General features: G+C 63.5%; 17 protein-coding genes, 1 other RNA gene and 1 pseudogene. 9 read left to right on the forward strand and 10 right to left on the reverse strand.

What is annotated here, in order from left to right:
- A pseudogene (locus tag Q0J81_RS05035) lies at positions 1–237 on the forward strand (glycine cleavage system protein H); the annotation flags it as partial.
- Between the two features lie 133 nt (positions 238–370).
- On the opposite strand, the gene Q0J81_RS05040 reads toward Q0J81_RS05035, so the two are convergent.
- The 10 genes from Q0J81_RS05040 to Q0J81_RS05085 form a co-directional block, all read right to left on the reverse strand.
- A complete protein-coding gene (locus Q0J81_RS05040) occupies positions 371–1,900 on the reverse strand; it encodes a glycosyltransferase family 39 protein (protein ID WP_294446369.1) in 1,530 nt (509 codons plus the stop codon).
- A gap of 19 nt (positions 1,901–1,919) precedes the next feature.
- Positions 1,920–2,576, reverse strand: a complete 657-nt coding sequence (locus Q0J81_RS05045; protein WP_294446371.1) for a lipid-A-disaccharide synthase N-terminal domain-containing protein — start codon at positions 2,574–2,576, stop codon at positions 1,920–1,922.
- A gap of 222 nt (positions 2,577–2,798) precedes the next feature.
- Positions 2,799–3,542 carry a glycosyltransferase gene (locus tag Q0J81_RS05050; protein WP_294446372.1) on the reverse strand — a complete coding sequence of 248 codons (744 nt, stop codon included), beginning with the start codon at positions 3,540–3,542 and terminating at the stop codon, positions 2,799–2,801.
- 211 nt (positions 3,543–3,753) lie between these two features.
- Positions 3,754–4,776 (reverse strand): NAD-dependent epimerase/dehydratase family protein, encoded by a 1,023-nt coding sequence (locus Q0J81_RS05055; RefSeq protein ID WP_294446393.1) that lies wholly within the window; start codon positions 4,774–4,776, stop codon positions 3,754–3,756.
- Between the two features lie 89 nt (positions 4,777–4,865).
- Entirely contained in the window at positions 4,866–6,176 is a 1,311-nt protein-coding gene (locus Q0J81_RS05060) for a UDP-glucose/GDP-mannose dehydrogenase family protein (protein ID WP_294446373.1), read from the reverse strand.
- Positions 6,177–6,596: 420 nt separating this feature from the next.
- Complete coding sequence (locus Q0J81_RS05065; RefSeq protein WP_294446374.1) at positions 6,597–7,889, reverse strand: aminoacetone oxidase family FAD-binding enzyme; 1,293 nt, start codon at positions 7,887–7,889, stop codon at positions 6,597–6,599.
- Between the two features lie 313 nt (positions 7,890–8,202).
- Positions 8,203–9,393: a 2-C-methyl-D-erythritol 4-phosphate cytidylyltransferase gene (gene ispD, locus Q0J81_RS05070; protein ID WP_294446375.1), complete on the reverse strand. Its 1,191-nt coding sequence runs from the start codon at positions 9,391–9,393 to the stop codon at positions 8,203–8,205.
- Between the two features lie 128 nt (positions 9,394–9,521).
- Positions 9,522–9,879, reverse strand: an RNA gene (gene rnpB / locus Q0J81_RS05075) — RNase P RNA component class A.
- Between the two features lie 40 nt (positions 9,880–9,919).
- Entirely contained in the window at positions 9,920–10,687 is a 768-nt protein-coding gene (locus tag Q0J81_RS05080; protein WP_294446376.1) for a C4-type zinc ribbon domain-containing protein, read from the reverse strand.
- Positions 10,684–11,556, reverse strand: a complete 873-nt coding sequence (locus Q0J81_RS05085; protein ID WP_294446377.1) for a Nif3-like dinuclear metal center hexameric protein — start codon at positions 11,554–11,556, stop codon at positions 10,684–10,686. Before Q0J81_RS05085 ends, Q0J81_RS05080 begins: the two co-directional genes overlap by 4 nt.
- A 195-nt stretch (positions 11,557–11,751) precedes the next feature.
- Here Q0J81_RS05085 and Q0J81_RS05090 point away from each other — a divergent pair, with 195 nt between their 5' ends.
- The 8 genes from Q0J81_RS05090 (at position 11,752) to Q0J81_RS05125 (ending at position 20,906) form a co-directional block, all read left to right on the forward strand.
- A complete protein-coding gene (locus tag Q0J81_RS05090) occupies positions 11,752–12,444 on the forward strand; it encodes a DsbA family protein (protein ID WP_294446378.1) in 693 nt (230 codons plus the stop codon).
- 432 nt (positions 12,445–12,876) lie between these two features.
- Positions 12,877–13,917 carry a BMP family ABC transporter substrate-binding protein gene (locus tag Q0J81_RS05095; protein ID WP_294446394.1) on the forward strand — a complete coding sequence of 347 codons (1,041 nt, stop codon included), beginning with the start codon at positions 12,877–12,879 and terminating at the stop codon, positions 13,915–13,917.
- A 298-nt stretch (positions 13,918–14,215) separates the two neighbouring features.
- Complete coding sequence (locus Q0J81_RS05100) at positions 14,216–15,292, forward strand: ABC transporter permease (protein WP_294446380.1); 1,077 nt, start codon at positions 14,216–14,218, stop codon at positions 15,290–15,292.
- Positions 15,289–16,209 (forward strand): ABC transporter permease, encoded by a 921-nt coding sequence (locus tag Q0J81_RS05105; RefSeq protein ID WP_294446382.1) that lies wholly within the window; start codon positions 15,289–15,291, stop codon positions 16,207–16,209. The genes Q0J81_RS05100 and Q0J81_RS05105 overlap by 4 nt, the downstream gene beginning before the upstream one ends.
- A gap of 405 nt (positions 16,210–16,614) precedes the next feature.
- Positions 16,615–18,033, forward strand: coding sequence for a DHA2 family efflux MFS transporter permease subunit (locus Q0J81_RS05110; RefSeq protein WP_294446383.1), 1,419 nt, complete (start codon positions 16,615–16,617; stop codon positions 18,031–18,033).
- The gene (locus Q0J81_RS05115; RefSeq protein ID WP_294446384.1) at positions 18,030–19,592 is read left to right on the forward strand and encodes an ABC transporter ATP-binding protein; all 1,563 of its coding nucleotides are present in this window, start codon (positions 18,030–18,032) and stop codon (positions 19,590–19,592) included. Before Q0J81_RS05110 ends, Q0J81_RS05115 begins: the two co-directional genes overlap by 4 nt.
- Entirely contained in the window at positions 19,582–20,073 is a 492-nt protein-coding gene (locus Q0J81_RS05120) for a hypothetical protein (protein WP_294446385.1), read from the forward strand. Before Q0J81_RS05115 ends, Q0J81_RS05120 begins: the two co-directional genes overlap by 11 nt.
- Positions 20,074–20,636: 563 nt before the next feature.
- On the forward strand, positions 20,637–20,906 hold the full coding sequence (locus Q0J81_RS05125; RefSeq protein ID WP_294446387.1) for a hypothetical protein: 270 nt from the start codon (positions 20,637–20,639) through the stop codon (positions 20,904–20,906).
- Positions 20,907–21,217 lie beyond the last annotated feature (311 nt).

The following is a 21,217-nucleotide window of genomic DNA, read 5'->3' on the forward strand; positions in this document are numbered from 1 at the left end:
GGCGACAGCTTCGGCGCGGGCGATGAATTCGGCGAAGTGGAATCCATCAAGTCCGTGAACAAGCTGTTCATGCCCGTGGCCGGCGAAGTGACCGCCGTGAACGGCGACCTTGACGGCACGCCCACGCTGCTCAACGCGTCCTGCTACGACAAGGGCTGGCTCATCCGCATCAAGCCCGAAGACATGGCCGCCGTTGACGGCCTCATGTCCGCCGACACCTACCGGGCGAGCCTGTAGAAACGCCCCGAACGACGTTTTCCGCGCGTCATGCAGGACACGGGTATTCCGCGGCGGGCGGCATGTTCAAGATCGGAATTTCGTTGCGGGCGTCAGGGCGGAGAGACGGTCGTCCCGAGGCCTTTTTGCCTTGTTACTTTCTGTCCACCACAAAGAGCTGCATGTACTGGCCGCGGCTCGTCTGCACGAGAAGACGCTTTTCCACGTTGAGACGGTCTTCCGTGATGACGGCGGGCGGGGTGGTGTCGGTGTCGAGCAGCAGGAAGCGCTGTTCCGGCACGTCGGAAAGGGAGGCGATCTTCGTGGTGTCGCGGCCGATTTCCCATTCTTCCGTGGGACCGAAGCCGTCGAAGGAATAGCAGGGAATGCCCCTGAGTTCCGGCATGACGCGCAGCTCATCAAGGGTGCAGGAGGGGGGAATCTTCTGCACCACGGGGCGGGTGGAGCCCATGCGGAAGGCGGCAAGGCACACGAGAAGCACCATGAGGCAGGACACGGAGACCACGTAGCGCGGGAACTTGAGGCCGAAGGCGCCGAGGATGAGGCAGAGCAGGGCGAAGAAGGCGCAGTAGAGCGCATGGTCCGCATGGCTCCAGGCGATGAAAAGGCATATGCCTGCGGCCGCCAGCGTGCCGAGACCAAGGTGAACGGTGATGACGCACCTCTCGACGCGGGAAAGCGTGCCCTTGTCGAGGCCGCTCACCCAGTGCCGCAGCACCTGCGCGCACACAATGGCGAGGGGAACCATGGCGGGCATGAGATAGCGTTCCTTCTTTTCCGGCACGAGCGAGAGCAGGAGAAGCGAGAGCAGGAACCAGCAGAGCATGAATTTCATGTCCGCGCGGTTTTCGTCGCTTTTGTTCAGCCAGCGGTTGAAGAGGCCGGAGAGCGAAACGAGCGCCCATGCGCCCGCAAAGCCGGGGAAGGAGAGGTAGAAGAAGAACGAGGCCGTGTGCATGGTGCTCCAGGCCTTCACTTCGCCCTGCGCCACGTCTGCGGCCACGTGGGGCACGGCAACGTACACGTAGATATACCAGAGAGAGCCCAGGAGGCAGCCGCCCAGAAGAATGACGGCAAGGCGCTTCCACGGAACGCTGCGGCGAAAGATGAGAAGGCACGCAAGAAAGGGCAGCAGCATGGTGTAGAGCTGCACGGGGCCCTTGCTGAGCACCGAGGCCGCCATGAGAAGCGTGCCTGCCACGAGCCAGCCCCGGCCCTGATTCACGAGTGCGGCGAGGGCGCCGGTCATGAACACCACGGAGTAGATGTCCCAGGAATTGGTGGTGCCGAGCTTGAGGGTGAGCAGCATGGTGGAGACGACAAGTCCGGCGCAGAAGGCGGTTTTCTCATCGCCGAAGAGGGCCCTGCAAAGATCGTAGCAGAACACGCCGAGAAGTCCCGTGACGAGAATGACGGGCAGATGCAGGGCGAACATGGAGGGCTCAGGATCGAGCAGAAAGACGGGCACGGTGAGCCACACGGGCAGCGGCGGCTTGTTGAGGCGTATTTCGGTGAAGAGGTGGGGAATGAGCCAGCTGTGATCCTGCGCCATGGACTGCGCGGAAATGAGGTTGCGCGCTTCCATGATGCCGGTGCCGAACACGTAGATTAGCGGCATAAGAACGAGCAGGGAAAAGACGTAAATGACGGTGCGCTGTTTCATGACGTGCCTTTGCGTGGTCTCAGCGGGAACGACGTTGTGAAGGGGAGGAAGCGCGTTCGCTGCGCAGGCCGATGACGATGTTTCTGGCGTAGGCGGCAAGACCGAGGGACTGCCCGAGAATGAGCACGATGTCGAGCCTCAGGACGGCGTAGAGGCAGATGAGCAGGGAGCCGGTCAGACTGATGACCCAGAAGCCCATGGGCAGAACGGAAACGTGATGCCGCGAGGAATACCACCACTGATACACGAACCTGAGCGTGAAGAGCGCCTGACTTGCGCAGCCGAAAACGAGCAGGGGCAGGGGAATGTCGGGGTTTTTGAACAGCGTCTGCGCCACGTCGGCTCCGGAGAGCGCGAGGCTCACGGCGGCCGCAGGCGGGGTGACGAGAAGCACGACCCGCACGGGCAGCGCGCATTTCTGCCATATGCCGTTGGCCTTGAGGTTCCACAGATAGACGTAATAGGAGATGAACTGCCCGAGAATGATGGCAAAGTCGTTTCTCAGCCATCCGTAGATCATGAGCAGGTAGGCCCCGCATATGCTGAACACCCAGAACAGCGCGGGAGAAATGATTTTTTTTGCCCGTTCGGTTTTTATCCACTGGTGGAGCATGCGCAGGGAGAAGAATCCCTGGGCGAGCAGGCCCACGCTGGTGACGAGCAGATATTCCTTCATGATGAGTCCTTGCAGAATGTTTCCCCTGCCGGGCAAAGGAAGCGGAAGAGAAGGCCGGAGCGTCGGCCGCGCATGCCGCTTCTGCCGGGCGCGGCGTTCTCCGTAAGGGGCGCCCGCGCCGGGGCGGGGCTGACGCGCGAGCTGTCCGCGCTTTGTGGCGAGTGGCGGCGCTCTTCGTAAGGAGCGGCGCCGCTTCGTCAGTCCGGCGGGAAGCGCGAGCGCTTAGTCGTGCCTGAGATTGTCGGCCTTCACCTTGTAGGCGATGTGCCGTTTCTGCATCCAGCGCACGGCGAGGCAGTCCACGAAGGGGGAAACGAGCCGGTTGCGCAGGTTGAACTTGGATACGCCCGCCACGCGCGGAAAATGCGACACGTCCACCTGCTTTACCCTGCCGCCCTCAAGCTGGATGAGCGCGGGGAAGAAGCGGTGCATGCCCTTGAAGAAGGGCAGGGCGCGGGCCATGTCGGCGCGCATGACCTTGAGCGGACAGCCGGTGTCGCGCGCGCCGTCTTTGATCATCATGCGGCGGAAGCCGTTGGCGATGCGCGACTGAATCTTCTTGAAGCCCGTGTCCTTGCGTTTGGCGCGCACGCCCGTGACGAGCTCGTAGTCGCCGAGATAGGGCGTGAGCAGGTCGAGTTCTTCGGGCGCGGTCTGAAGGTCGGCGTCGATGTAGGCGAGGTAGGGGGAACGCACCTGATCCATGCCCGCCTTGAGCGCGCTGCTGAGACCCGTGTTGCAGGAAAGCTCGATGAAGAAGAATCCCTCGTGCTCTGCGCAGGCCTCGCGGATGCGCTCGCCGCTTCTGTCGGAGGAGCCGTCGTTGATGAAGAGCACGCAGGAAGACATTTTCGCGCGGGGCAGATAGGCGGCAAGGCGCGAGGCAAGGGCGGGCATGTTGTCTTCTTCGTTGTATACGGGCACGAGTATGGTCAGATCGTAGGAGGCGGTCTCGTTGCTGGTCATGGAGTCTCTCCCCGGCGCGGGATGCGCCGCATGAGTTTGTGGCCTTTCGCGGGAGGCTTGGGGGCGGAAGGTCGGTATGGCGGGGCCGGAACGTGCGCCGGGCGACTCCGCTTTGCGGGGCCGTGCGGGGAGCGTCCGTGCCTTCCGGACGCTTCAGGGCGCGGCGCTCACGGGGCCGCGGGCCTTTTCAGGCGCCGGGCCGCACTTTTCGTCAGTCTTCGCGTATGGGGTTCTCGTCGGACAGATACCACGCGGCAAAGCGGCGTATGCCTTCGGCAAGCGGCGTGGAGGGCCGGAAGTTCGTGGCCTTCTGCAGCTTGGAGGTGTCGGCGAAGGTCTGGTACACGTCGCCTTTCTGCATGGGCAGCATCTGCATGTCGGCCTTTCTGCCCAGGGCGTCTTCCAGCGTGCGGATGAAATCCATGAGCTGCATGGGATGCCCGCAGCCCACGTTGTAGATGTCCGTGGGCACGGCTCCTTCGGGAACGCGGTCGATGAGACGCACCACGGATTCGATGATGTCGTCGATGTAGGTGAAGTCGCGCGAGAGATTGCCGTTGTTGAACACCTTGATGGGCCTGCCGGCAAGAATGGCCCTGGCAAAGAGCACGGGAGCCATGTCGGGTCTGCCCAAGGGGCCGTACACGGTGAAGAAGCGCAGGCCCGTGGAGGGAATGCGGTAGAGGTGCGCGTACACGTGGGCGATGAGCTCGTCGCAGCGCTTGGTGGCGGCGTAGAGCGACACGGGCGTGTTCACCGGGTCTTCTTCGTTGAAGGGCGTCTTTTCGTTGCCGCCGTACACCGAGCTTGAGGAGGCGAAGAGAAGATGCTTCACCGGATGGGCGCGGCAGCATTCCAGAAGGTTGACGAAGCCGAGCACGTTGCTCTGCACGTAGGAGAAGGGATTTTCCAGAGAGTAGCGCACGCCGGCCTGTCCGGCCAGATTGACGGCCACGTCGAAGGCTCCCTCGGCAAAGAGCTTCATGAGGCCGTCGCGGTCCTCAAGATGCATTTTCACGAAGCAAAAGCCGGGAAAGGTGTCGCTCTGCTTCACGGCCCCGTATTCCGGGTCGGCGTCGTTCACGCCGAGCAGCGCGAGCCGCGCGGTCTTGAGGCGTGGGGAGTAGTAGTCGTTGATTTCGTCGATGCCCGTGACGCTGTGCCCGGCCTCAAGGAGCCTTCGGGCCAGAAAGCAGCCGATGAATCCGGCCGCGCCGGTGATGAGTATGTTCATGAGCAGTCCTTTTTTCATGCAAACGGCTCCTTGTCCGTGCGGAAGAAGGAGCCGGTGGGCGCAGTGCGCCGGAAAACGGGGCGAGGGAATCAGCCTATTCTGTAGAAGGCGAATCCGGCCTTTTGCAGGCTTTCTTTCCTGTAGACGTTGCGTCCGTCGAAGATGACGGCTGTCTTCATGGCCTCGTGCAGCTTCTTCCAGTCGGGAAGGCGGAATTCCTTCCATTCCGTGACCACGGCGAGAGCGTCCGCACCTTCGGCAGCTTCGTACATGCTGCGGGCGAAGGTGACGGAATCGCCGAGCAGGGAACGGGCCCGGTCCATGGCCACGGGATCGAAGACGCGCACCGCGCAGCCCGCTTCAAGCAGGGCGTGTATGAGCACGAGCGAGGGCGCCTCGCGCATGTCGTCGGTGCCGGGCTTGAAGGCAAGGCCCCAGATGGCCACGGTGCGGCCCCTGAGCTCGCCCTTGAAGTGGCGGGAAATTTTTTCAAAGAGCACGGTCTTCTGCCGTGCGTTCACCCTTTCCACGGCCTCGAGCACTTCCATGTCGTAGCCGTGGGCGGCGGCGGTGGCAATGAGGGCCTTCACGTCCTTGGGAAAGCACGAGCCGCCGTAGCCGCAGCCCGCGTACAGGAACTTCGGCCCTATGCGATGATCCATGCCTATGCCCTTGCGCACCATGTCCACGCTCGCGCCCACGCGCTCGCACAGGTTGGCGATGTCGTTCATGAAGGATATGCGCGTGGCCAGCATGGCGTTGGCCGTGTACTTGGTGAGCTCGGAAGAGGCGCGGTCCATGAACAGCATGCGGTCGCCCGTCATCATGAAGGGGCGGTACAGCTCGCTCATGATGGCGCGGGCCCTTTCGCTCTCCACGCCGATGACCACGCGGTCGGGCATCATGAAGTCGTTCACGGCGTGGCCTTCCTTGAGAAATTCGGGGTTGGAAACCACGTCCGCAGCGGCGCAAACGCCGCGTTTTTCCAGTTCTTCGCGGAGAATGGCTTCCACTTTTGCACAGGTTCCCACGGGCACCGTGGACTTCACCACCACCACGAGGTCTCCGGTCATGAGATCGCCCACGGAACGGGCCGCGCTGCACACGTAGCTCACGTCGGCGCTGCCGTCCTCGCCCTCGGGCGTGCCCACGGCAATGAAGGCCACGTCGGCGCCGTCAAGGCTTTCCTGCAGGGAGGTGGTGAAATGGAGCCTGCCCGCCTGCGCGTTGCGGGTGAGAAGTTCCGGCAGAGAAGGCTCATAGATGGGGCAGCCGCCGGCTTTCAGCGTGGCGATCTTGTCCTCGTCCATGTCCATGCACCAGACGTCGAGTCCTACTTCGGAAAAGCATGCGGCCGTCACCAGCCCCACATAGCCCGAACCTATCACAACGATTTTCATCAGTGGTCCTTTATGCACGTTGTGTTTCCCGAAGGAAACAGACCGGACGGAGAATCCGTCGGAAGGAAGGCGGAAACGGGCGCGTCGCGCGTTCCGGGCTCCTTCCTGAGCCTGGCCGCGCGGACCGGACGCTGCCGCAAGGGGCGTCAGCTTCCGCCTCGGAAGGCTCCCGCCGACGGAAAAAGCCGCGCCTGCTTCCGAAGTCTGAGGAGAGAGAGGGAACATCGTGCGTGTTTCCGTCCCTTTCGCCTTATGAAACTGCGCGGTCTGACTGCACTTTTTATGTTCTTGTTAATATAAGCACGACCTGCTGTCAATTGCCGTTACAGTCCGTTACAGAATGTCAAAGCACTGCATCGTGAACGCTGAAAGGCTTTTTCGACTGCATTTGACCATGCAACACAGGAAAAAGAGTCGTCATTATCGGCAGTGAAGCGGAAAAGATGAGCCGCTCGACAGCAACTGTCGGCGGTTTTTCCTTTCATCCGCCGGGGTCCCCGTCATGGCCGAAGCCACGAGCGCGCCGCTTGCCAGAGCCCAGTGAATGTTGTAGCCGCCGAGAAGTCCGGCAACGTTGACGATTTCGCCGCAGAAGTAAAGTCCCGGCACCTTCCGGCTTTCGAGGCGGCGGGAAAGAGAGGAGAGCTTCACGCCGCCCGCGGCGGCCTCGGCCTTCTTCAGCCCTTCGGTGCCCGAGGGGCGGCAGGAAAATTCGTGCACGGCGGCGGCGAGGCGCAGTCTGTCCTTTTTGCCCATTTCCGCGCATTTTTTCCGGGCGAGGTCTTCGGGGCACAGGGCGTCTGCGAGGCGCGCGGGCATGAAGCGCGAAAGCAGGTTGCGCGCAAGGAGCCTGCCGTGTTCCTTTTCGTCGAGAAGTTCGAGCACGGGCAGCTCGGGCAGAAAGTCGAGAATGAGCTCATCGCCCGCCCTCCAGCGGCAGGAGGCCACGAGCGCGGCCGGGCCGCTCACGCCGCGATGCGTGAAGAGCAGGGAGCGTATGCCCGCGGGATCGGGCCGGAAGGTCGTGCCGTCGCGCCGGATGGCGACGCGCACGTTCACGCTTATGCCCTCAAGTCCGGCAAGCGGCCAGTCGCCGGGCATGACGAAGGGCACGAGCACGGCTGAGAAGGGCACGACTTCGTGGCCCCAGGCGGCGGCAAGCCTTGCCATGGCGTCGCTTGCACCCGAGGCGGGCCAGGCGGAGGAGCCTGCGGCAAGCACGAGGCGGCGGGCCGTCACCTTTTCCTGTCCGGCAAAGAAGGTGAAGCCGGCTTCTTCCCGGTCGCGTCCGAAGGCGGGAGCCCCGGAGGGCAGGGAAAACGAGGAGGCCGTGCACCCGAGGTAGAAGTCCACGCCCGCGTCGTCGCACTGCACGGCCAGCCTGTCGGCAAGGAAGGCGGCCGGACGCAGACCGAAAATCTGTCCGAAGTCCCGTTCCTCAAAGGGCAGGCGCAGGGAGCGCAGAAGATCGAGCGTCCATTCGCAGGGGAAGGCGCGCAGCACGGCGCGCACGAGCGAAGGGTCGTCCGTGACGTAGTGCTCTTCCGAAAGCGTGCGGTTGGTGAAGTTTCCGCGTCCGCCTCCGGCCATGGACAGCTTGACCCCCGGCCGGTCGTGACGGTCCACGAGGGCCACGGAAAGGTCGCGGCGGGCGGCGTTTCTGGCGCAGATGAGGCCCGCGGGCCCGGCGCCGATGACGGCAACGTCGTACATGGTGACTCCTGTGAGAGGGCGGCGTTCCCGCAGCGGCGGCAGCCGGAGGGGACGCCGGTTTTCATCCATTCAGCCGGACTTCCGGGAGGGAAAAGCGCGCCGGGCGGAAGAGACGCGCGTTTCGTGCCGGGCGAAAAAGGGGGGCGCTGCGGCCCGGGGCTGCGCCGAAACGCCTGCCGGTTCTTCCTGCACCGGAACGTCAGGGCGCGGCGGACATGGGACGCGCCTGCTCTGGTGCAGGGGCGGGCTCATGACGGCAGGGCCGGGGCGTCCGCCCGGGCGGCACATCGCCGCGCCTGCCGGGCGTTTTTCGTCAGCTCTGCCGGAGCGCGGTGACGAGGGCCACGGCCTTGATGCCCTTGAGCTCCCCGGTGAAACCGAGCTTTTCTTCCGTAGTGGCCTTGAAGGCCACGTGGTCGAGGGGCAGATCGAGCAGCCGTGCCACGTTGCGGCGTATGGCGTCGGCTTTGGGGGCGAGCTTCGGCTTCTGCGCCACCACGGTGAGGTCGACGTGCACGAGGCGGACATGGGCTTCGGCGGCCAGCATCATCACGCGGTCGAGCAGCACGACGGAGGAAACGTTGTCGAAGGCGGGGTCGTTGTCGGGGAAAAGACGGCCTATGTCGCCGCCGGCAAAGCAGCCGAGCACGGCGTCCATGAGGGCATGCAGCAGAACGTCGCCGTCGGAATGGGCGTGAATGAGGAATTCGCCGCCTATTTCCACGCCGCCCAGGGTAAGAGGACGGTTGCCGCCGTAGGCGTGCACGTCGTAGCCGTAGCCGCAGCAGGGCAGAAGGGGTTTTTGTTCGGAAAGCAAGGCGAGATCCCGGGGGTTGGTGATTTTCACGTTGTCGCTGTCGCCGTCGACCACGAGCACGGGCAGATGGCAGCGCTCAAGGAGCGAGGCGTCGTCGGTCACGCTCCAGCCTTCCGCGTCGGCCCGCTCGTGGGCCTCGCGAAGACGGGAGAGCAGGAAGGCCTGCGGCGTCTGCACGGCGCGCAGCGTTTCCCGCTCAGGGGTGCGCGCCACAAGGCCGGAGGCGTCTGTCTCCTTCACCGTGTCGGTGACGGGAACGCCGGGAATGACCCCGGAAACGCCGCCTTCGCGAAGCGCCTGGGCCACCTTCGTCACGAGGGCCGTGCGCAGGAAGGGACGCGCGCCGTCGTGGATGAGCACGCTTTCGCACGATTCCGGCAGCGCCGCGAGGGCGTGACGCACGGAGTCCTGACGGCGTTCTCCGCCCTCGGCAAAGCGCAGGGGCACGCCGAGGGATTCTTTGGCGTTGAGCGCAAGGGCCTGCGCTTTTGCCTCGTCGAGCCTGCCTGCGGGAAAGACGAAGACAAGGCCGTGCACCAGCGGCGAGGCGGCCATGGCGCGGGCCGGATGCCACCACAGGGGCGCGCCCCTGTAGGGCAGAAACTGCTTGGCCTCGCCGCCCGTGGCCTGCGCCATGCGGCTGCCCTGACCGGCGGCGAGAACGACGCCCCAGCATTCGTGTTGCATGTCGACCTCTCAAGCGAAGGTTCCGGGCCTGTCCCGGTGTTTCGGATCGTGCGGATGAAAGACCGTTTTCCGGCCTCGGCGCGTTCCGGAAGAAAGAAGGGGAGGGAACTTTCGCTCCCTCCCCGTGAAAAAGGAGTCGGACTGTAAGCCGGGTTCTGTACCGCCCGAAGGCGGCGGCTGTCATTCCTCTAGAGACGCGGTTGCCCGCGCCTTCAAGCAACCTACCCGGAAACCATGGGCCGGGCCGGCCGGTTTCCCTATTTGGTCTTGCTTCGGATGGGGTTTGCCTGGCCTGACGTGTCGCCACGCCAGCCGGTGAGCTCTTGCCTCACCGTTTCACCCTTACCGTTCCGAAGAACGGCGGTCTGCTTTCTGTTGCGCTTTCCAGCGGTCGCCCGCTCTGGCCGTTAGCCAGCATCCTGCCCTGCGAAGCCCGGACTTTCCTCCCCGGACCGAATGGTCCGCGGCGACAGCCCGTCCGACTCCATGACATGTTCGCATGAGGAGCACGAAGGCTCCCGAAGCGCTACTCCGCGCTTTCGGCCTTCACTTCGGGCCTGGGCGCGTTGGGATCCTGGAAGTCGTGCGCCCAGTACATGAGGCGCTGACAGTTGGGGCAGCTCATGATGTGATTGCCGCGCTGCAGGTCGATGAACACCTGCGGCGGAATGGCGATGTGGCAGCCCGAGCAGATGCCCGCCTCGACGGGAACGATGACCGGATGGCGCAGACGGTCGCGGATGAACTCATAGCGGCTCAGCACGGGCGGAGTGATGAGGGCGGCCACTTCGGCGCGCTGCTTTTCCAGCGCGTCCAGACGGGCGCGGCAGTCGGCGATGCGCTTTTCAAGGTTTTCCTGCTGGCTTTCCAGCTCGGCCTTGAGCTCGTTCCAGGTCTCTTCCACGGACTGCAGATTGCTTTCCTGCAGGGAGCGTTCTTCCTGCAGGGCCATGCGTTCCTCTTCGCGGGTCTGGTTCTGCATTTCCATGCTGTCCATCTCGCGGATCATGGCCTGATATTCGCGTTCGTTTTCCACCTGCATGAGCTTGTTCTTGCTGTTCGTCAGGCGGGATTCGTCGTCCTTGATGTCGGCGTCGAGGCGCTTCTGCTGTTCCTGCAGATGCTGGAGCTTGTCCAGAATCCAGTTGCGCTGCGTGTCCTGAGAGTTGAAGCGCTTCTGCAGATTTTCCACGTCCTTGGGCGCGGCTTCCATTTCGCTCTGCACGGCGTGAATGCCGTCGTCCACGTGCTGGAGAGCCACAAGCTGGCGGATCTGTTCAATATAGAGGCTCACGACAGTACCTCCGGTACTTCAGAAAGAAAGGTCAAGGGCAGGAAGGGGTCCCTGCCCGGCAAAAACGTTACCGTCACGCCGTCGAGCTTCGTTTTCAGAAGTTCGGCGAAGCGACGTATCATTTCTTCTTCCAGGGAGAAATGTCCCACGTCGAGAACGGCCATGGGACAGAAATTCGGGCTGCGCGCGTCATGACGCGAGGCCAGGGCAAGGGCGTCGTGATACTTCACGTCGCCGGTGATGAAGAGATCGGCCCCCGCGGAGGCGGCCTCTTCCAGAAGGGAGGAACCGGAACCCGTGCACACGGCCACGCGCCGCACCGTCATGCCGGCATCGCCCACGAGGCGGGGAACGGCGCACATTCTCTCAAGAGGCAGCGCGTCGCGCAGAACGGCGCAGAGCTCTGCAAGGCTCACGGCCTCGGGCAGGTCTCCCGCGCAGCCGAAGCCGCCCTCGATGACGGAGCCGTCGGACGCGGTGAAGGTTCCCGTTTTTTCCAGAAGGACGCGGTTCGTGAGCCCGAGCAGATCGGGCAGCCAGGCGCTCGGTCCTTCGGGGTTGGCGTCCAGCGTGGTGTGGCTCGCGTAGAGCGGCACGTCGTTTCTGTAAAGAATGGAGAGCGCGTCGGTGTAGCCGTTCAGGGTGCTCGTCCATGCCGGGCGCATGGCAAGCGGATGATGCGTGAGCACCATGTCCGCTCCGGCTTCCACGGCCGCACGGAGCTGTTCGGGCGCGGGGTCGAGGCATACGGCAAGATGGCGTATGTCGGCGCGGGCCGAGGCTACCTGAACGCCGGAATGATCCCAGTCCGCCATAAGCGAAAGGGGAGCCGTCTGTTCAATGATGCTGATGAGCTCGCTCTGTAGCATGGGTGTCGCCTTTTCTGCGCGGGGCAGAATGTCATGGATATGCCGGGGAATTCATATTTCTAGGGAAAGTTCCCGTCTTCGTCAAGCTCCTGTCCGTCTTCCTGTCCCGGATGGGGCGGAAGGGGAAGGCGAGGCTTTCGTTCCGCGCCGAAAATTCCTCTTGGCCTTCCCCGGAGTTTGCGGTAAGGGAACGCCATGCCATCCTTCATTTACATTACCGACGTTTTTTGTCCCTGGTGCTTCGGCTTTGCTCCCGTCATGCAGAAGCTCGTCGAGCGTCATTGTTTTCCCGTGCGCGTGCTCTGCGGCAATCTTGTGGATGAGCCGGAAGAGACCTCTTCCATGGGCACGCCGCGTCTGCGCGCCTTTTTCCAGCGACTGTCCGACACCACGGGCCGCACGCTGGGCGAAAACTTTTCCGGCCTGCTCACCGAAGAGGGAAGCGTGGTCATGGATTCCTCGCGTTCCGCGCTGCTCATGGCCGCGCTCAAGAAGCTCGCGCCCGGTCATGCGCTCGAGCAGATGGAGACCTTTCAGGATGCCTTCTACAAGGACGGGCGAGACGTGCTCGATCTTGCCGTTCAGGCCGACGTGGCCGCGCGCTGGGGCGTCTCTGCGGAGGATCTGAAGCAGGCTCTTGCCTCCGAAGCCGTGCGCGACAAGGCGAAGAAGGAAATGGACGAGGCTGAGGACATACTCGGCGACTTCGTGGTCTATCCCACGCTTTTCGTGAAGACCGACGACGGGGAACTTCACGCCGTGGCCCGGGGATTCGCGCCTTTTGAGGACGTGGAAGCCAAGATTGAGGCGGCCCTTGCCTCGGGCGACTCCCTGAATGCGGTTTCCGGCAGCGCCTGCGGGCTGGACGGCACCTGCTGCATCCGCTGAATTCTTTTTCCCCGCGTGGTCGCGCTTTTCGTGAGGCGCGCTTTTTCTGTCCGGCCCCGTTTCGTTCCTGAGAGGGAAGCGGGCCGGGGCGTTTTTTTTGCGTTTTGCCTCACGGCAACAGCGGTGAAGGGAGAACGGGCCGGGAGGAGGGAAATTCTTTCAAGGTCTTTGCTTCTTTTTCGGCCGCTCTTTTCCGTTCCTTTCCGCGGGGCGGAAGGCGTTTCGGCGCTTGAACAGCGCATGATAATGCGCTAGACTTGCTTTTTTACCGGCGGCAGGTCGGTGCGGCTCCGACAGAAGGGGAGTCCGGCTTCCGCGCGTTTTCTGGGAATGCGCCCGTTCTGCGGGAGCGTCTTTCCTCATTCTTTTAACACGGGAGATCTCGGGATGCGTTTTCTCAACTGTGCCGCGGCCGTTCTGGCCGTCTGCGGTATGGCGCTTTCGCCTCTGGCCTCTTCCGCCCATGCGGAAGAAGCGGCAAAGAACATCAAGGTCGGCTTCATCTATGTTTCCCCTGTGGGCGACGAGGGCTGGTCGTGGACTCATGATCAGGGCCGCAAGATGATGGAAGAGATGCCCGGCGTGGAAACCACCATGATGGAAAGCGTGCCCGAAGGCCCCGACGCCGAGCGCGCCATCAAGAACATGTGCTCCAAGGGCTACAACGTCATCGTGGCCACGAGCTTCGGCTACATGGACGCCATGGCCAAAATGGCGAAGCGCAACCCCAAGGTCACCTTCCTGCACTGCTCGGGCTACAAGCACAGTGAAAACATGACCTGCTACTTCGGCAGAATGTATCAGGCCCGCTACCTCACCGGCATGGTGGCCGGCGCCATGACGAAGAAGAACGAAATAGGCTACGTGGCCTCCTTCCCCATTCCCGAGGTGGTGCGCGGCATCAACGCCTTCACGCTCGGCGTGCGCGCCGTGAACCCCGACGCCAAGGTGCGCGTGGTGTGGACCCGCACCTGGTACAGCCCCGACGATGAGAAGAAGGCAGCCGAAGGCCTGCTCGACGTCGGCGTGGACGCCATCGCCCAGCATCAGGACTCCGCCGGTCCGCAGACCGCGGCCGAGGCCCGCGGCGCCTATTCCGTGGGCTACAACACCGACATGTCCGCCGCCGCGCCCAAGGCTCACCTTGTGGCCGCCGTGTGGGACTGGAACAAGTTCTACAAGAAGTTCATCGACGAGTACCGCGCCGGCACCTGGAAGAACGGCAACTACTGGTACGGCATCAAGGACGGCATCGTGGACATTTCCGCCTACGGCGCCATGGTGCCTGAAGACGTGCGCGCGAAGGTGGACGCCGTGAAGGCCGACATCATTTCCGGCAAGTACCAGGTGTTCACCGGCCCGGTGAAGGATCAGGAAGGCAAGGTGCGCGTGGCCGAAGGTCAGGTTGCGCCCGACGACATGCTGCTTTCCATGGACTGGTTCGTGGAAGGCGTGATAGGCACGACCAAGTAGCGTTTCAGGAAAGCTCCGTCCGGTGAGGGCGGGGCTTTTTCATTTTCCGGTCCGCGGGCTGCCCCGTCCCCTGAGGGGCGGGACTGACCGCGGACCTCGGTTCTCCTTTTTCCGGAAGACGCGTTTTTGGAAGGAGGATTGCGCGGGCCTGCGGGCCCGGGGGCCGACGGCGGGGAGTTCTGCCGCGCGCCTTCCGGGGAGAGTTCCCCGGCCCGGGGCTCTGCGCGGCCCCGGCGCAAAAGACGGCAGGGCGCGGACGCCGCCGTCTGACCGCATCACATCATTTTTCGGAGGAAACATGGACGGTTTCAGAGTCGTCAGACGGCAGACCCCCCATCGCTGGGTCGGGCTCATCGTGCTGCCGGCGGCGCTTCTCATCGCTCTGGCGTTCTGCTCGCTGCTGCTGATGATTCAGGACAAGTCGCCCGTGGAAGCCGCCGTGGTGCTTTTCCAGGGCGGATTCGGCAGCCTGTACGCCCTGCAGGACACCATGCTCAAGGCCATCCCCATCTTTCTCTGCTCGCTCGGCGTGTCCATCGCCTTCCGCATGAAGGTGTGGAACATCGGCGCGGAAGGGCAGTTTGCCCTTGGCGGCGTGGGGGCCACCTGGGCCGTGCTCACCTTTCCCGGCCTGCCCATGCCGCTCATGCTCGCGCTCATGCTCGCGTGCGCGGCCGTGACGGGCGGGCTCTGGGGCATGCTGCCCGGGCTGCTCAAGCTGAAGTTCGGCCTCAACGAAATCATTTCCACGCTCATGCTCAACTACATAGGCATCGAGTTCATGCGCTACCTCGTGTACGGCCCGTGGAAGGATCCCGGCAGCATGGGCTTTCCCATGACGGCCATGTTCCCCGAGGAGGCCGTATTCCCCGAGGTGATCGGCTACGTGCACGCGGGGCTCATCGTCTGCGTGATCGCGGCCGTGGCGGTTTCCGTGTTTCTGCAGCGCACAAGGCTCGGCTTCGAGCTGTGCGCCGCGGGCGAAAATCCCCGGGCCGCGCGCTACGCCCGCATTCCCTACGGCTTTCTGCTGGTCTTCGTGCTCACGGTGTCCGGCGCGCTCGCGGGCATGGCGGGCTGCGTGGAAGTGTCGGCCACGTTCAACCGGCTTCAGCCCAGCCTGTGCACGGGCTACGGCTATACCGCCATCGTGGTGGCCTGGCTCTCCCGTCTGCGCACGCCTTCCATCGCGCTGTTTTCCATCTTTCTGGCCGGGCTTCTCGTGGGCACCGACAATTTGCAGGTGGATCTGCAGGTGCCCGCGGCCTTCGGCGGCATTCTTGAGGGATTCATCCTTCTGTGCGTGCTCGCCGGGCAGTTCTTCTATTCCTATACCTTCGTGAGAACGGGTCGCAAGCAGGGAGGCGCCGCATGACCTGGGACATCTTCGTTGCGCTGCTTGCCGCCACCGTGCTTGCGGGCACGCCTCTTCTGTACGCCACCATGGGCGAACTCATCACCGAGCGTTCCGGCGTGCTCAACCTCGGCGTCGAGGGCATGATGATCATGGGCGCGTTCTTCGCCTTCATCGTGCAGTTCAAGACGGGCAATCCCTGGCTCGCCACGCTGGCCGCCGGACTCGGCGCCGCCTGCATAGGCCTTCTGCACGGCGTGGTCTGTCTCGTCTTTCAGGGCAATCAGACCGTGTCGGGCCTTGCGCTCACCATTTTCGGCGTGGGCCTTTCCGACTATCTCGGCGCTCCCTTCATCGGCGAGAAGACCGTGGGCTTCCAGCCCTTCGACATTCCGCTGCTCTCCGACATTCCCGTGCTCGGCGAGGTGCTCTTTCAGCACGATCCTCTCGTGTACCTCTCCTATCTTCTGCCCTGGGCCGTCATGTGGTTCTTCCGCCGCACCTCCCTCGGCCTTGCCCTGTGCGCGTCCGGCGAGTCGCCCGACGCCGTGCAGGCCGCGGGCCTCGATCCCGTGAAGATGCGCTGGCTCGGCATTTTTGCCGGAGCCTTCTTCGTGGGCGTGGGCGGAGCGTATCTTTCGCTGTGCGCCACGCACATGTGGACGCAGAACCTTACCGCGGGCAAGGGCTGGATAGCCGTGGCGCTCGTCATCTTCGCCTTCTGGCGGCCGCGGCGCGCCATGTTCGGCGCGTACCTGTTCGGCGGCATCATGGCCTTCCAGCTCCGTCTTCAGGCGCTCGGCACCACCATTCCTTCCTCGCTCATGATGATGCTGCCATATGCCCTCACCATTCTCGCGCTGCTCTTCTCCTCGGCCAGAGGCAAGGGCAGAAGCGCGCCCGCGGCGCTCGGCGACAACATCGCGCCCGGCGCGTAGCTGCGGCTTCCGGCCTGCGGAACGTCGGCGGCCGTGAAATTCGCGGTCCGGCAGGGGAAAGTCAGTTCCGTGGGCTCGCCGCCGAGGGGCGCAGGCAGGGAGGGCCGCGCGGCGGCGTTCGGGGAGAACTGCGCGCGGCAGGCAGAAAAAGGCCGCGCTTCCGGCAGAGAAAAGGGGAGAGCCCGGCGTCTGCGGCGCGGAAGAAACGCGCCGACGCCATGGGGCCTCCGGACGGAAAAGGGGGAGGCGTCGACGCCGTGAAAACGGCGTCTCCCGGTCGGGCCGGGGAGGTCGCCTCCTTCCGGCGCATGATTCCGGGCACTTGCAACTCATCCGTTTTTCGGTGAAAATTTCCTGAGAGTCGGTTCCCTGTCTGCAAAGGAACCGAAAGCCAAGGATATTCCCATGCTGACTTCCCGAGACCTGTTCACCGGACTTCCCATGATAACGGCTGCGGCCTTTTTCATGCAGATGTTCAACTCTACCATTCTCAATACCGCCCTGCCCGCCATTGCCGACGCCATGGGGCGTTCGCCCTTTTCCATGCAGCTTGCCGTCATAAGCTATTCGCTTACCGTGGCCCTGCTCATTCCCCTGAGCGGCTGGCTGGCCGACACCTTCGGCACGCGGCGCGTCTTTCTTGCTGCCCTGGCCCTGTTCGTGATCGGATCAGGCCTGTGCGCCGCATCGCCGACGCTTCCGCTTCTCGTGGCCGCGCGCGTGGTGCAGGGCGTGGGCGGCGCCATGATGGTGCCCGTCTCCCGCCTTACCCTCATGCGCGCCTACACGCGCGAAGCCTTTGTCAAGGTGTTCAACTTCATCACCATTCCCGGGCTCGTGGGGCCGGTGGTGGGGCCCATCGTCGGCGGCTGGCTCGTGACCTGCGCCTCCTGGCCGTGGATTTTCCTCATCAACATTCCGCTCGGGCTCGTCATTCTCTTTTTCTCCCTGCGCAGCTTTCCCGTCTTCCGGCAGCCCCGAGGTTCCTTCGACGTGGCGGGCTTTCTGCTCATAGGCGTGGGCGTGCTCGCCATGTCCGGCGGTCTGGAACTCACCGGCGGGAACGGCGCTTCCCATATGCTGGCCTTCGGACTCGTGCTGTTCGGCGTGGCCGCCATCGGGCTCTACGTGCTGCACGCGAGACGCTTCCGCTTTCCCATCATCAATCTCAAGGTGTTCAGCACGCGCACCTTCTCCGTGGGCATCACGGGCAACATCGTGGCCCGTCTCGGCATAGGCAGCATTCCGTTTCTCGTGCCGCTCATGCTTCAGGTCGGTCTCGGCTATTCCGCCGACATCGCGGGCCTCATCCTCATTGCGCCGGCCGTGGGCTCCGTCATGACCAAGACCGTGGTGCTGAACATTCTGCATCGCTTCGGCTACCGCCGCACGCTGCTTTTCTTCACGCTGTCCATTGCGGCCATATTCATGTGCATGAGCCTTCAGCAACCCGGCTGGCCCCTCATGCTTCTGGTGGTGCAGCTCTTCGTGCAGGGCATGCTCATGTCCGGTCAGTTCACCTCCATGAACACCATCACCCTCGGCGATCTTCCCGCGGAAACCGCAAGCGACGGCAACAGCCTGCTTTCCGTGTCGCAGAACCTCAGCGTGAGTTTCGGCGTGGCCGTGAGCACGGCGCTTCTGCGCGTGTTCTCCTCTGCGGGCGAGCTTTACGCCCTGCACGCCACCTTCATCGCCGTGGGCCTCATGACGGCCGTTTCGGCCTTCATTTTCATGCTGCTGCGTCCGGAGGACGGCGCGCATCTTCTGAGTAACGGTTCCGATACAGCGGCCGGTTCCCGGTCGAAAGGAAAAAAGTCATGATAGAGACGCAGACCTCTGCGGCAGGGGAAGGCGTGCGCACTGCGCCGCCCCTCATCCGTCTGGAAAACATCTGCAAGAGTTACGGCCCTGTCAGGGCCAACCGCAACATATCCCTCGAAATCCGCTCCGGCGAGATTCTCGCCCTGCTCGGCGAGAACGGCGCGGGCAAGTCCACGCTCATGTCCATACTCTCGGGCAAGTCCCGGCAGGATTCCGGGACCATTTACGTGGACGGCGCTCCCGCGCCCTTCCGTTCCCCGCGTGACGCTCTGGCCGCAGGCATCGGCATGGTGTATCAGCATTTCATGCTCGTCGAGGCCATGACCGTGACGCAGAACCTCATGCTCGGACAGGCCCACGGCATCCTGAATCCTGCGGCCATGCGCAGGCGCGTGCTGGAACTCGCGGCCCGCTACGGCTTTGAAATAAATCCCGACGCCATGATTTCCGATCTTTCCATGGGCGAGCGGCAGCGCGTGGAAATTCTGAAGCTTCTGTACCGCGACTGCCGCGTGCTCATTCTCGACGAACCCACCGCCGTGCTCACGCCGCCGGAAATACGGCAGCTTTTTTCCGCGCTGCGCCGCATGGCCGCCGACGGCAAGGCCGTGGTGTTCATCAGCCACAAGATGAAGGAAGTGCTCGACCTTGCCACGGAAATAAGCATACTGCGCCGCGGCGAGATCGTGGACCATTTTCTCCGCGGAGACGTGCCCGGAGAGCGGGAGCTTGCCGAGCGCATGGTGGGCCGTCAGATGGACGCGGCGGTGGAGCAGACGCCCGTGGACAAGGGCGAAGTGCTGCTGGAACTTTCCCATGCCTCATGCGGCATGGCGCAGGATCTTTCCTGCACGCTGCGCCGGGGCGAAGTGCTGGCCGTGGTGGGCGTTGCGGGCAACGGTCAGCGCGAGCTCGTTGAAATGGTGACGGGCAGCGTGCGGCCCGACAGCGGCATGGACTCCGTGCGCATTCTCGGCAGAAACTGGAACGACTTCATGCGTGCGCGCATGAGCAGAAAAAGCATGGTCTACATTCCCGAAGACAGAAAGGGCCTTGCCACCTGTCCGTCGCTGGACCTTCTGGACAATTTCCTTCTCACCAACCGCAACGGCTTTCAGAATTTCGGCTTTCTGGACAGGCGTCACTCGGCCACGGCCGCCGCGGACATCATGGAGGAATATCAGGTAGTGGCCGACGGGCTGCACGCCACTGCGGGCTCTCTGTCCGGCGGCAATCTGCAGAAAATGGTGCTCGGCCGCGAGTTCTTCCGGGAACCGAGCCTCATCGTGGCCGAAAACCCCACGCAGGGCCTGGACATAGGCGCCATGGAGGAGGTGTGGCGGCGCATTCTTGAGGCGCGCGACCACGCAGGCGTGCTCCTTGTGACGAGCGATCTGCGCGAGGCCATGACCCTGGCCGACACCTTTGCCGTCATGTACCGCGGCCGCTTCATCGACGTGTTCCCCCGCACCGACGCGGAGCGCGTGGAGGCCATAGGCCTCATGATGGCGGGCATCCGCTTCGGCGAGGAAGAAAAGGAGGCCGTCCATGAAGCGTAAGCTTTCCGTGGCCGAGGCCGTGCAGGCCGCAGGCATCCTCTTTGAACTCAATACCGGCGAAAAGGGCGTTCTTGCCATGGCTGAGAAGGCGGGCCTTCCCTGCGCCTCGGACGAGGAGAAAAAACGCCTCATGCTCGAATGGCGGGCCTACGTGCACGCCGCCGTGCTCTACGGACTCATGGTGCAGGCCCCCAACGTGGTGGTGGTGGAATACCTGCGCGTCACGCAGTCCATGCTTCAGAAGCTCGGCTACTCCCCGAAGGAGGCCGAGGACTTCGTTGACGGGGCCTTCCGCGCCTACGTTGACCCCATGGTCAGAACGAAGACGCAGGAGTGTCCGGGCGTCTTCTTCCGCCGCCTTCTGAACCGGGATGTTTCCGAAATCCCTCCGGCCACGGCCGCCATGGTCTCCGGCGTCATGGCCATGATCATGTCCGCCGTGCTCGACAAGCTCGAACAGTACGAGTTCGGGATAGAATAGAAAGGGGGATATGGCGGGGGAAGGAGGAAAACTTTTGAAAAGGTTTTCCTCCTTCCCTCGCGCCCCCATTCTCTTTTCAAAACTTTTTAATTGTGATGTCGCAATTCCCGGAGCTTTGAGGGCAATTTCGTCCGGTGCTCTTTGCCGGACGTTTTCATTGTGTGCCCGTCGGGCGAAGTGTCGTGCTTCGGCCGCAGTCCGGGCTGTGAAGGTCGCGTTGAGAAGCGCGGCTTTTTTTGTGTCCGAGACGGGGGGCACGGCCCCGGGACGGGGCGGAAGACGCAGCCTGTGTCACGCGGCTCCCTGTAAGCCCCCGGAAAGCAGGCGTCGCCTTCTTGCAGGGCGCTGCGCGTGCCGTCGACAAAGGGCGGATCGACGGGAACGGGCGGATGCGGGGAAAGGCCGAGCGACAACAAAGACAGGTCAGGAGAAGGGCGCAACGACGGGGCAGAGCGGGGCGGCAGTCCCGGGAGCTCCGTTTTTTTTGCGCCGCTGTCACGACAGGGCAACAAATGTGTCATAGACTCGAGGACAAGACATCCTGTTCTACCAGTGAGGAAACCATGACCCGCAAGCTTTTTTCTCTGCTCATGACCATGCTGTTGTCTGCCTCCGTTCTCGTGCTCGGCGAAGCGGTCGTTTCGTCCTCCCGTCTCGTGTCGTCCGTCGACTGGGCCGCGGCCTGTGCCGATGATTACGATGATGACTGGGAAGACGATGAGGATGAATGGGACGAGGATGAGGACGACGAAGACGAATGGGATGAAGACGAGCGGGGCGATGACGATGACGACGATGACGACGACGATCGGCGCAGCCGTCGACGCCGGTAAAGAACGCGTCATGCGGCAGGACCGCAGGCCGTGCCGCGTCTGAACCCGTGTCCGGCAGCGCGCCGGACGTTCTTCTTTTCGTTTCAGGGGCGTTTGGGAAGAGGCGGCTGTCTGCCCGCCTCGCGCGTGTCAACAAGGGGCAGGTCTGGCGCCGTTTTCCGGAGGATCTCAGACAACAAGCGGTTTTTGCGCTCTCGCACAGTCTCCCTCGGCAGGACGGAATCCGGTTCTTTTGGTTGGACATGGTCAACGTCCTGCGCGTTTCCGCATCGTGCAGTTCTGCGCATAGCCCGCAGGCGCGGCGCATCTGT

Source organism: uncultured Mailhella sp. (genome assembly GCF_944324575.1).
Taxonomy (GTDB): domain Bacteria; phylum Desulfobacterota; class Desulfovibrionia; order Desulfovibrionales; family Desulfovibrionaceae; genus Mailhella.